8 protein-coding genes and 1 riboswitch are annotated in these 12,349 nt (G+C 45.6%); of the genes, 5 read left to right on the top strand and 3 right to left on the bottom strand.

The window, feature by feature from the left end; all coding sequences use genetic code 11:
* Positions 1 to 239: 239 nt before the first annotated feature.
* Positions 240 to 1,274 carry a YncE family protein gene (locus tag R3D00_16290; GenBank protein ID MEZ4774745.1) on the bottom strand — a complete coding sequence of 345 codons (1,035 nt, stop codon included), beginning with the start codon at positions 1,272 to 1,274 and terminating at the stop codon, positions 240 to 242.
* Between the two features lie 19 nt (positions 1,275 to 1,293).
* On the bottom strand, positions 1,294 to 3,189 hold the full coding sequence (locus R3D00_16285) for a TonB-dependent receptor plug domain-containing protein (GenBank protein MEZ4774744.1): 1,896 nt from the start codon (positions 3,187 to 3,189) through the stop codon (positions 1,294 to 1,296).
* A 150-nt stretch (positions 3,190 to 3,339) separates the two neighbouring features.
* Positions 3,340 to 3,548: riboswitch (cobalamin riboswitch) on the bottom strand.
* Positions 3,549 to 3,908: 360 nt separating this feature from the next.
* On the opposite strand from R3D00_16285, the gene dnaB reads away from it, so the two are divergent.
* The 4 genes from dnaB to R3D00_16265 all read left to right on the top strand — a co-directional run bounded on the left by dnaB (position 3,909) and on the right by R3D00_16265 (position 9,764).
* Positions 3,909 to 5,468, top strand: a complete 1,560-nt coding sequence (dnaB, locus tag R3D00_16280; protein MEZ4774743.1) for a replicative DNA helicase — start codon at positions 3,909 to 3,911, stop codon at positions 5,466 to 5,468.
* Between the two features lie 258 nt (positions 5,469 to 5,726).
* Positions 5,727 to 6,683, top strand: coding sequence for a thioredoxin family protein (locus R3D00_16275; protein MEZ4774742.1), 957 nt, complete (start codon positions 5,727 to 5,729; stop codon positions 6,681 to 6,683).
* A gap of 382 nt (positions 6,684 to 7,065) precedes the next feature.
* A complete protein-coding gene (locus R3D00_16270) occupies positions 7,066 to 8,547 on the top strand; it encodes a cytochrome D1 domain-containing protein (GenBank protein MEZ4774741.1) in 1,482 nt (493 codons plus the stop codon).
* Positions 8,544 to 9,764: an NAD(P)/FAD-dependent oxidoreductase gene (locus R3D00_16265; GenBank protein ID MEZ4774740.1), complete on the top strand. Its 1,221-nt coding sequence runs from the start codon at positions 8,544 to 8,546 to the stop codon at positions 9,762 to 9,764. Before R3D00_16270 ends, R3D00_16265 begins: the two co-directional genes overlap by 4 nt.
* Here R3D00_16265 and R3D00_16260 read toward each other — a convergent pair.
* Complete coding sequence (locus R3D00_16260; protein ID MEZ4774739.1) at positions 9,724 to 11,064, bottom strand: hypothetical protein; 1,341 nt, start codon at positions 11,062 to 11,064, stop codon at positions 9,724 to 9,726. The genes R3D00_16265 and R3D00_16260 overlap by 41 nt on opposite strands.
* Before the next feature lie 80 nt (positions 11,065 to 11,144).
* Here R3D00_16260 and R3D00_16255 point away from each other — a divergent pair, with 80 nt between their 5' ends.
* Complete coding sequence (locus R3D00_16255) at positions 11,145 to 12,344, top strand: hypothetical protein (protein MEZ4774738.1); 1,200 nt, start codon at positions 11,145 to 11,147, stop codon at positions 12,342 to 12,344.
* The last annotated feature ends 5 nt before the right edge of the window (positions 12,345 to 12,349 follow it).

Raw genomic sequence — 12,349 nt, 5'->3', positions numbered from 1 at the left:
CTACAATCAAATAGTGTAGCATTTCCTCAAAAACCGCCAACCCCCATGCACCTCCCCGCCCAAAGCCGGGGCGTGACGTAGGGTGAACACGTAGAGCCAGATTATTATCTGGCTCTACCAGGTGGGTATATTCTGGTTAATCACTATCAATTGATGTTTCTCCACCGGCTGGATGCCGCAGAGCGGGCGGGCCTATACCGGCCCGGCTTTGCGGGTCAGCACTCCCGGTATGCAACCTATTATTCTTCCACAAATACAAACCCCGACGGAATCACGCCTGCACGAAAAGTATCTATTGCGGTACCGCTTTCTTCAAAGCGAAGCATAAGCCCACGCTGGGAAAAGTCCAATGCATCGGCTACATACAATGTGCCGGAAACCGGGTCAACCCCCAGTCCATAAAAATAACTACCCTCACCACTCAAAACCTTGGGTGCTGCAGGAAGTGTAGTCGCATCAATAGCGATTTCGTACAAACCATTATTCAAGTAGTATATTCTGTCTCCGTCAGGATTTACTGACAACCGCACAGGATAATCGCTTGTTGTGAAGGTGAAACTTTTTAGTGTGGAGAGATCAGAAGGATTGATTACCGAAAGGGTTCCGGCAATCCCGTTAAAAGAGTCTCCGCTGCTCAATACCCACAGTCGCCCCTGTTTGTCCAGCCTGAGGCTATTGGAACCAAGGCCAACTTCCACACTGTCCACCACCTGGTCAGTTGCCGGGTCAACCACATATACATATTCACTGGAAAGATTGGTTATAAATACCCTGCCTTCGGCCAGTAACATCTCTTCCGTCCATCCGGGCAAAGCGATCGATCCCGTAATTGTATTTGTATTCAGATCAACAATGGAAACTGCACCGCCAAAAAGATCGGATACATACGCTTTAGCACTGCTAACCTGCAACAGGAAGCGAGGGCTGGTAAAACCCGTAATTGTGTTTTGCACAGCCAGATCGCTGAGCGTTACCACCTCGATTTTCTGCGAATTATTCACGACAATATATCCTTTATCGCCAATAATCGTCATGGATTGAAGCACATCTCCCAACGGAATCTGATTTCTGGAGGAAAAAACATCGCTGGAAAGCAGGGAGGTTTTCGGATCAAATTGGTCAATGCTTGCGTTTCCAGCCTGAAAGTTACCTTCATTCAGAATAAAAACATTACCAGATCCTTTGGGGTCAACAGGAGCATCTGGTTTGCATGAAGTAAAAACCAGCCCAAGAAGTATTGGGAAAAATAATTTGTTAATCAGGTTGGTGTACATATGAATAATTATAGATTGGTTACTGTTTTATTTCTGAGGGCTTGTCAAAAAACAAATCGAGCCGAAGGGTATAGTTGCGCAAAGGCATCGGATAACCGGCCACCACCTGGTAAGCGGTATTCCATATATTCCCTACATTCAATGAGCATGACATCATATAATGGCGCCATGTCCACGATTTACCCGTGCCCATACGCCCCAGATGGTAGGAAGGCAAACCGGAAGAATGGTCGGAAGTGATATACCGTTTGCCGCTATAGGTATGGTTATAGGAAAACCATACACCTTTAAAGGAGAAGATGGAAAACGCCTGAACGTTGTGTTCGGGTATGTATATCAATTGTCGGTTTACGCCATCATCCCAGGCAGAAAGTTTGTTCTGCCGGGTAGATTTTACCCACTGATAGTTGATTTTGCCTTCAATTGTCCAATTGCCTAAACGAAAAGCGCTGGAAGAAATACCCGCCTCAACACCACGGCTCCAAACCAGTTGTACATTATCTGGTTTCCAGAAGCTACCGCCCGGAAGCCAGAGAATCCAGTCTTTGATACGGGAATGAAACAGCGTAACATCACCAGTAACCCTCCCCTGCCCTACGGGCATGTGATAAGTCAGCCCCGTCTCGCTGCTAAATCCTGACTCTGGCAGCAGATCGGGATTGCCCCCCGGTTTCCAGTACAGATCGTTGAAAGTCGGCAGCCGGTAGTTACGACCCGCATGCATTCTCCAGACAAGCCGTTCGTTCCATGTTTTTTCCAGCCCGATTGCCGGGACAACGGGAAGTGCGATCTGATTTCGAAATCCCTGCCTGATGCTGGCAACCAGATTCAGGCTGTTGGGGAAAATGTGTTTATAAGAACCAAAAAGAGCCGCATTTGACTCGTTAAACCGTTCTTTTCCATAACCATCGGCGGTTGCACGGAGATAACTGAAGTTTGCCCCGGCCTGGATGATATCGGATCCGGAGAGAATGACCCTTGCTTCCGATTCCGTTGTCAGCACTGCGGACCTGCTTTGGGAGAAAATCCCTGAAACAGAATCAGCATAACCGATTTTATCACTAAAATACCCAGACCGGATCAGGAAAAAAGTTCTTTCAGCATTCCTTTCCCATATCAGCGCAGAGCGAAGGTTTTGGTCGTTTTGTTGTGCTGTGGGAGGAAGTTGGCGGGGACTGTCAAAATACCAGAGATGCAGATGCAGTTGCTGGCGAGGGTTTATCCGGAAAGATTGGGAGAGTGTTATTCCTGTGCGGGAAAAAGCGCCATGATCAAACCGGGCAGAAATACCTCCGGGTTTGACGTAGCGGAAATCATTTTCTGCATCCTGACGGAAAAAGGCAACAGAAGTCGAAGACTGATCAGCGCCAGAAAGAAACCGCGCAGAAAGACCGCGTTGGCCAAAACTGCCGGTTTCGGCAGAAACAGAAATTTTCTGTCCGGCACCATAGTGCGGTACTGAGGAGAGGTAAATAATTCCGCCCATGGCCCCGCTGCCAAATAAAGCAGAAGCCCCTCCGGGCTGAATGCGGATTTTATCGGCCATTCCCACCGGGATCAGAGAAAAGTCCACCCCACCATGCATTGGATTTTGGAGGTTAAACCCCTGCCAAAGGACAGCAGTATGCCCGGAACCCGTACCGCGGAAAGAAGGAGAAGACACGCCGCCCGGGCTATAGCTTTTAATAAAAATGCCAGACTGAGCCGCCAGCAAATCCCCCAGAGAAGCATTTCGGAAATACGATTGAAGCGAACTGTCAGGAGAAAACTGCTTCAATCCGGACGAAAGCAGATCTTGTCTTTCCGCAGAAATATTAATCGGAGAAATATGGGCAAATACCGAATCAGTCTGAGCCGGGAGTTCAGAAGAAAAAAACCATAAAATCAGCGATAAGCTATAAATTTTCTTTTTCATAAGCTGCAACCGTAAGGGCGCGCAGCTTCGAAGTAAAGGCAGGAGAACCTGATGTTTTCCACTATTAACAGGAATTGAAATCAGGATCTGTAAGTAACCATATGCCCTGCGGTAAAGCAGGATGTATGGCTCTTTGCTTTTTCTCCGAAAGCTCCGAACCTGATTTCCGGCAGGTCTTCTGACTTACTTCACCTTGCCGGCCTTCCCATCTTTTCAGAAGACAGTGGCTATTGTCGGCAGAGGTTTAGCTGAAAAATCAGCTGAAGATTACAGCAGCGGGAACTGTACAGGATTTTCACCTGATTCCCTATTATCCCAGAGGAAAAATCCACATTGGGACCGAAAATCATCCAAAGGTATGGGAAATTTTTGATAAAAAAACTGCAATTATTATTAGCAAGTCTAATTTTTTTATCAGAGATTTATACCAGGAATCAGCGGTTAGTATTAAGGCGGGTGGACGAGTAGTCCAGATTTTTTCCACATTTGGGTGTGAGTTTTCCACAACACTGTGCATAACCCTGGTAGAGACCTGCTTAGATTGCCGTGAAGGGACATACCAGAATCTATAAATGTGGATAAATTTGGCATCTTTTTAAGTTACTGATAAACAGCGATTTGTGAAACTATTTCAATTTTCGTCTGATTGGGGAGCGGAAAGACTATTCGTATATTGACCTCCCTTTTCAACAAAAGAACACCAAACGACCAGAAGGCCTATGTCTGACCATTTAAACCGTGATTCCCAGCCACCTTTTTCTAACCCGGATAACTTACAGGGAAAAGTAAGACCCATCACCACGCCTTCCCTGGGTGCAGGAAAACTGCCACCACAGGCACTGGATATGGAGGAAGCGGTACTGGGTGCGCTGCTGCTTGAAAAAGATGCGCTGCACAGAATCATGGATATCCTCCAGGCTCATATGTTTTATAAGGATGCGAATGCGCTGATTTTTGAGACGATTCTCGAATTGTTTCAAAATTCGGAGCCAGTAGATATCCTGACCGTAAAAAATGCCCTTCGAAAAAAAGGGGAGTTGGAAAAAACAGGCGGTCCTTTTTACCTCACAGAGCTCACTTCAAGGGTAGCCTCGGGGGCAAATATTGAATATCATGCGCGGATTGTAGCAGAAAAGTTTATTCTCCGACAGTTGATACGGGTCTCTGATGATGTCATTCGCCAGGCCTATGACGAAACTTCTGACGTGTTTGAGCTGTTGGACAAAGCAGAACAGGGACTGTTTGAGATTTCCGAAACCAATCTCCGGCGCAACTATATGTCTATGCCCGAACTGGTAATGAAAACCCTCGATCGTCTGGAAGAAATGCGTGGCAAAGATTCCAGCGTGACCGGTATCCCGTCAGGCATCGCCGATCTCGATCAGATGACTGCCGGCTGGCAGAAAAGCGACCTGGTCATCATCGCTGCCCGTCCCGCGATGGGAAAAACTGCGTTGACGCTGACATTGGCCAGAAATGCGGCGCAGCGGTTTAATGAACCCGTTGCATTCTTTTCTCTGGAGATGGCCGCCGTGCAGCTCGTACAACGTCTGATTTGTGCAGAAGCCGAACTCGATGCCCAAAAGGTGCGGACAGGCCGGCTGGAAGACTATGAGTGGAAACAACTTATCACCCGGATCGGTTCGCTTTCCAAAACGCCCCTCTTTATAGATGACACGCCCGCTTTGTCTATATGGGACCTTCGCGCCAAATGCCGGCGCCTCAAAGCAGAAAAAGGAATCGGAATGGTCATTGTCGATTACCTTCAGCTCATGTCAGGAAATTCGTCAAAAGGCGGAAACCGCGAGCAGGAGATTGCAGGCATCTCGCGGGCACTCAAAGAAATGGCCAAAGAACTTAACGTCGTCATGATCGCGCTGTCGCAGCTCAGCCGTGCCGTAGAAAGCCGGGGGGGAGACAAACGCCCGGTGCTGTCCGACCTTCGTGAAAGTGGAAGTATTGAACAGGATGCGGACATGGTTATGTTTCTCTACCGCCCGGAATATTATGGATTTGAAACGGACGATGAAGGAAACTCAACCCTTAGTATGGCTGAATTAATCATTGCCAAACAGAGAAATGGCCCTACAGGAACGGTCAAAATGCAGTTCATCGGGAAGTACGGAAAGTTTACCGACTGGAATACAGGCACTCCGGGACTCGACATTCCCAAAGGGTTTAATACACTTGACGCAGGTAATACCAACACGATCACGTTGCCCTCAAAAATGAACCACGACCAGGGGACAGGGGGAGACGATGACAGCGTTCCATTCTAACCCGAAAGACAAGCCTTTTCCAACATGTAAGATTTGGGGTAAATTAGCGGAAAAAATGGAGCATTAAATTGCTTCCAAATTTGCAATATCCCAAATGCTTAATTTATATTCGTAATATCATTTTACGTTTTTTTACATACCTCATTCCAAAGCTCAATCTTTAACATTAACCTGTACCGTAACTGGCGCGTTTACCCACCCGACAGAAAAATTTACGGCAATTTTTTGAATCTGAACAAACGCTTACTCCTTGTAATTATGATCCAAAGAAAACCCTTTCTGATCATTTTGACGCTTTTGATATGCAGTCAGGCATTTGCTGCGGACAGAAGCATTCCGTTTTTTTCGGGGACACTTGATGAAATCCAGTCGCAGGCGATGGAAAGTAATCAGCCATATTTTGTCTATTTTTCTGCGAGGGAAAACAGATCGTGCAAGCGAATGACCCGTTATACCTGGACAGACCCCATGCTCAACCGGTTTATTTCGAAAAATTTCCTTGCTGTGGAAATTGATATTCTGGAGGCTGATTTCAACCTTGTCCAACAATTTCAGGTTTACGCCTACCCCACCATTCTTCTTTTCAGTCCTGATGGAAAAGTCCTTGGCAGAGCCAGCGGATACCTGGCGCCAACTACCGTTTACCATATTCTTAAAAAACATATGGCATCCATCAACGAGGAAATGCAGAATACCATCCTTGCAGAGGAAAAACCGATTGCGCCAGCGCCAACGATAGAAAATAATATTGCAGAGCCGGAAGAAACTGTAGCCCAAACAACGCCTGTCGCAGCTGAACCGCAGCTCGCTATGGCTACCCGTAGTGCCGAACCCGCACAATCGCAACCCATCATCGATATGAATCCCAATATCGTTATGCGTGGACAGTCAGCAGCAGTTATTCATCTGGATATTCCCGGGCTGGAGGCTTATAGTCTCAAAAGACTCGCTATGGAGCCCGGACAAGATGTGTTTGGACTCCTCGTTGACAGCCATACCAGTTACCGTAGTTTTGAGGAAAAAGTAAAACAATACAGGAACCTCTGGAAAGGAGAAATATGGGTCTATGCAGAAGAAGTGGCGGAAACTCCGGTATATAAACTTATTCTGGGTGCCTATGCAACAAAAGAAGAAGCAGACATCTTTGCACAAGCCATGTATAAGTTTGGTAAAATCAATAGCAGCATCCTTAACATAGGCCACCTCAACCGATAAAAATAAAGTATGTATATTGGGGCGGAATCTTAACATTCCGCCTTGATCTCTTTTTTTCAGGAATAATGAAATATCCTGAAAAATTCTACGTATTTTTTTTAAAATTGGATATTGCAGTCTTTCTTATTTACCCAGCAAACACATGCAACTTCTTTCAGTCCATGCCTTTACTTTTATTCTTTACTTTTATGCTGTTGTTTTTCCGCCCTTCTCACTTTTTTCCACACTGAAGGGGGAAAATCCAGGCAGTGGAGATCCGACTTCCCGCGCAGAGGGATTCGGTACCGGCTCTGGGTTAATTCTAAAAACAACGTACAGTAGTAATGATATCCGACCAAAATCCATTGCACATTCTGGTAATGGATTGTTTTTCGCGCAAAATATGATGTATCGCCACTCGATTACGGTTTTTGACCGAAATTATACGGTGGTGAAAACGATTTCTGATAAGGTGGATTTATCTAAATTCCCCCTGGATGGCTATCGTGGCATTGCACAAGGATCGCCTGTGGAAGTAGCCTTCTCTGCCGATGGCAAATATGCATGGGTTTCCAACTATAAAATGTATGGAGAGCAGTTTGGCAACCCCGGAACGGACAATTGCCAGATCAGTCAGAAGTATGACAATAGCTTTGTCTATAAAATCAATACCCAGACATTTGAAATTGAGTCCGTCATCGAAGTCGGTTGTATTCCCAAATATGTAGCCATTACTCCCGATGGCAAATCTGTTTTGGTAACGAACTGGTGCAGTGGGGATTTGAGTATCATTGATACCGAACTGGAAGAAGAAGTGAAACGCATCCCGCTTGACCGATACCCGCGGGGAATAGCCATTGACTCCAAGTCACGGTATGCCTATATCAGTATCATGGGAGAAGATGAAATTGCCGTTATCAAACTGGCTGATTATTCGGTATCCTGGATATCGGGTGTGGGAAAAACTCCCCGCCACCTCTGTATTGACCCCACAGACCGCTACCTATACGCGACTCTTAGCAGGGAAGGCGTGGTAGCCAAAATTGACCTGGTCAAAGCCCGGGTAATCAGCAAAATATCCACAGGCAATGCCGCAAGAAGCATGACCATGACCCCCGACGGGCAGTTTCTTTATGTCGTAAACTATATCGACAATACGCTCACTAAAGTAAAAACCGACGATATGTCTTTGGTCGAAACCGTTTCAACCAAAGAAAAACCTATTGGCGTTACCTTTGACTCCTCCACAAAGTCTGTTTGGGTTGCTTGTTATACCGGAAGTATTATGGTTTTTGAAGACAAAAATTATTATGACCTCCGCGAAAGGGTAGATCTGATGGAAGCCGGTCCTCTCCCTCCGGCCAGTACCGTTTCCAGAGATTACCGAAGAAATTACTTCAACCCTGCGATAAAAGAAAAAGAGCAGGACGACCATTATTATATCTACAAAAATCACGAGGTGGAAGATGATGAAGACTTTAATGCACCGTCTCTTTCACGGGGGAATGCGTGGATTACGGCCACGCCAGAAAAACCTTCACCTGAATCTGTAAGTTCCAGCCCCACAACTGCTTCAGAAGAAGAGATTTCCAGATCCAGAACCGTGCTCTCCAAACCTAATATTTCATCTCTTTCCAAACTTGACCAGATCAATGGACAAGTATCGGGTTTCCATGTGATCGTTGGGAGCTATGACCAACGGGACAATGCCATCGTCAGAGTTGAAAAACTAAAAAATCAGGGAATACAAGCCATGATTCTCCCCACTGATGATGGAAAATTCCGTGTAAGTTGTTTTCAGTTTAATACACGGTCTGAAGCCGAAAAATCTCGTATTGAGCTTTTTCAAAAACACAAAATTGAAGCCTGGATTCTGGAAAAATGATCTACGATATAGTCATTGTTGGAGCTGGCCCTGGTGGAGCAACCTGCGCCCTTGCCCTCGCCGGTAAGGGTCTGAAAGTAGCGGTAGTCGATAAAGCAACATTCCCACGCGACAAAATCTGCGGAGATGCACTGAGCGGAAAAGTTCTTTCTGTGCTGAAGTACCTGTCTCCGCAAACCCTTGAAAAACTCCATCAATTTCCCCCTAAAATTGGTTCGTGGGGCATCCGGTTTGTCGCCCCTAATGCAAAAATCCTGGACATACCATTTAAACATGTCAAAACGGCTTCCAGTGATTTTGCTCCCGGCTATATTGCCAGGAGGATGGATTTTGATGATTTTTTATTTCGCCAGATTCCTTCAGAAACGGCGGTCTTCCAGCATTATCCGATTTCTTCCATTTCCCACGAAGCCGAGGGTTTCCTGCTGAAAAGCGGAGAAAATACGCTACGCGCGAAAATGGTTATTGGGGCCGACGGCGCACATTCTATTGTAACCAAAAGCCTCGGCAATATTCCCGTTGAGAAAAAGCATTATAGTGCAGGAATCAGAAGCTACTACCGCGGGGTTACGGGCTTTCATCCTGAGAATTTTATCGAACTACATTATATCCATGATTTGCTGCCGGGCTATTTCTGGATATTTCCCTTACCTGATGGGCAGGCAAATGTGGGATTAGGCATGCTTTCTTCTGACGTGAAAAAATATCGTGTAAACCTGAAAGAAAAGCTCCAAACCATCATCACGACACATCCGGAAATTTCCCGTCGTTTCACGCATGCGACGCCAATAGGTGAAGTGAAAGGATTTGGCCTGCCGTTGGGATCAAAAAAAAGAAAGATTTCAGGAGAGCGGTTTATGCTGACCGGAGACGCGGCCTCTCTCATCGACCCATTTAGTGGAGAAGGGATTGGAAATGCCATGCTTAGCGGAAAAATTGCAGCAGCGCATGCAGTCAAGTGTTTTGAAACCGGCAACTTTTCCGCGCAGTTTATGGAAGGATATGACGATGCCGTTTACGCCAAAATATGGAGCGAGCTAAAACTGAGTCACAATATGCAAAAGCTGGTCAACTTCCCGTGGTTATTTAATTTTATCGCAAAGAAGGCCAACAGCAACTCTGCGGTACAAACTATGCTTACTATGATGTTTGACGATCTGAACATCAGGAAAGAACTTAGTAAACCTTCTTTTTATTGGAAGCTGATCGCAGGCTGACCAAGGCAATAATAAAACAGGGAATCATCAGCAGAAGTAACGGAAACACCGGCACGGCAAACCGCGAGGCCCCGGAACTTCCCGTAAGCCCGGCAATGTACAAAACTAAACCGATGATTATCACCCGGTTTTCAACAGATACCCTTCGGCAAAAGGCAAAATAAATCAGCCCCGCCAGTTTCACCGCATTTGCCAATGCAACCAGGACCAGCAACAAAACGATCAGCAAGGGTTGTTTTTGCAGATATAACCCAATGCCTCGATATCCCCCCTCACTAAATGCCGACAAAAATCCTGGGCTATTGTGCTGCGAATCGATACCTGTAAAGGAATAGAGATCAAAACGACCAGGGTCCATAAATAAATTGATCATGCCTTTGATGTGAAATTTGACAAATTGCAGCTTATGTGCCCGGATAACGTCTGAACATTCTTTTACCAACAGTTTTTGCCCTTCCGCATAACTGGGTTGATCGAGCGAACGATACAAAATCCCGTCGGCGAGAACTAACGCACTATCGGGACCATAGGTGTGAATCAGCAGATTGTAGGTAGTATATTGGAGTAAGCTGAGATTTTGAATGCTCGAAAAATGAAAGTAACCCGTTTGCCTTTCATTTGCCTTCATATAAGCCCCCCAGATCAGAAAGGGAATCACCAGATGCCATACACCCATCGGAGAACGCCATCTGACAATGAGTGCGGCGATAACCACTGAATGAGGAATGATAAAGAGGTACAAAACAGGTTTTGTCATCGCACCCGCGATCAATAGTAAAGTATAGATGCCTATCCACCGCCAGGATTTTGCGCTTATTCCCTTCATTGCAGCCAGTGTCATGCCCAGGAGGAATGTCTGAAAAAGTATTTCTGACATGACCATATTGGCGTAAATAAACTGAGCCGGATATAACAAAATCAGCGGAATCATCCATCGAAAGTGTTTTTCCTGAAGTCCAATGAAGGTGCCGATTTCTATGAGCAGGATAAAATTAAAGAGGCTCAGCAGGTTCTGAAGGATGATTACAAGCCACGCATTTCCCCCAATCCCAAAAACAAAGGAAAGAAAAAGCGGATATACGGGTGGGCGTTTGGTAAAATCATCATACCTTACAGGCTCATCAAGCTCTCCGCAGTAAAAAGTACCCGTTGAAAGAATATTTTCCGCCTCAGCTATATACTCCTCAGAATCAACCAGATACAAATTGCCATTGACCACCTGCCACCCTAAAAACAAAAGGTGGGCGGCCAGCACCAACAAAAGGAAAACCCGGTGTTTCCCATATATTTTAAACATCATGCGAATCATCGAGGGTTGATATTAAGCAAAATCCGACAATTTAGTATATTGCCACAATAAGCAAACTCCGTTAGCAGGACATGGTCCAATTTGGAAAGGATGAAAAAAGGGACTGGGAACAGACCCTCGAAACAAATACTATTCCGGCAATTCGCCGGTTCCTTGCTATTTATCCGATGAGTGTGCATGCGCCAGAAGGTATGCGCATTCTGGCAAACCTCAAAGAGGAAAAAATGTGGGAACTCACAACAAGACAAGATGTGATGTTTGCCTATGAAAACTATTTGAAAGAATATCCTTCAGGCAAGTACGCAGCATTGGCAGGTGAAAAAATAGAAAAACTTGAAGACCAGCTTGCGTGGAAAGAAACCTGCAAAAAAAATACTGTATCGGCATATCTTGAGTATAAGAGTAATTTTCCTTCCGGTGAATTTGTCAGTGAAGTAGAACAGAAAATCACCGCCCTCGTCAGGGCCAAATCAGGCAATAGCGGTGGCGAAACAGAAGATGACGATACGCTTAATGAGGAAGCCGCATTGGAAGCAGCTACAAATGAAGATTCTGTTTCGGCTTACAATCAGTTTTTAAAACGGTTTCCCGATGGAGAGTATGCCGACCAGGTAAGAAACCGGATTCACCAACTAGAAATACATCTGACCAGGCAGTACCGGGCGATTGAAGAAGAACTTCAGGCCTGGGAATACGCCGACAAGCAGGATTCGCTGCTTTCTTATCGGGATTTTATTAAAAATTTCCCGGAAGGCAGATTTGCACCACTCGCCCGCCAACGGATCAAAAACCTTGAGCGAAAACTACAAGGCAAAGTCGTCATTAAATCAGGTGAACATATTGTATCGGGCCAAAAGTCCAATTCTGGCAACACCGCCAGCAAAAGCACAAAGCCATTTGTCCCTGGTGAAAAAGATAAGTTGGAGAGAGATCTCCAGGGATTTCGACTGGCGGTGATCTGGGGAATGGGTTTTGGTATATTGTCGATTGCCACCAGGTTGCTGTCACCGGGATTTTTTCCACTCAGTCTGATAGCGGCCATTTTGGTCGGTGGATTTTTTGTTTATCAACGCAACAAACATCTTACTTCAAAAGAGGTTTCTATCTATTTAGCAGGCACCGGGTTGATTATTTTCTGGATTACCATAGAAATATTCCTGACAATGCTCAATAATTACGCGGTTGCTATTATATTCAGCGGAATATTTGCCATATTGTTTGTCATCATCCTCCGGCATTATTACCGGCGGTATCAAAATCGAGAAGGGTAATAAAA

This window comes from Bacteroidia bacterium, from assembly GCA_041391665.1.
Lineage (GTDB): Bacteria > Bacteroidota > Bacteroidia > J057 > J057 > JAGQVA01.
The sequence above is the reverse complement of the archived record's forward strand: the minus strand, read 5'-3'. Positions and strand labels throughout refer to the sequence as shown.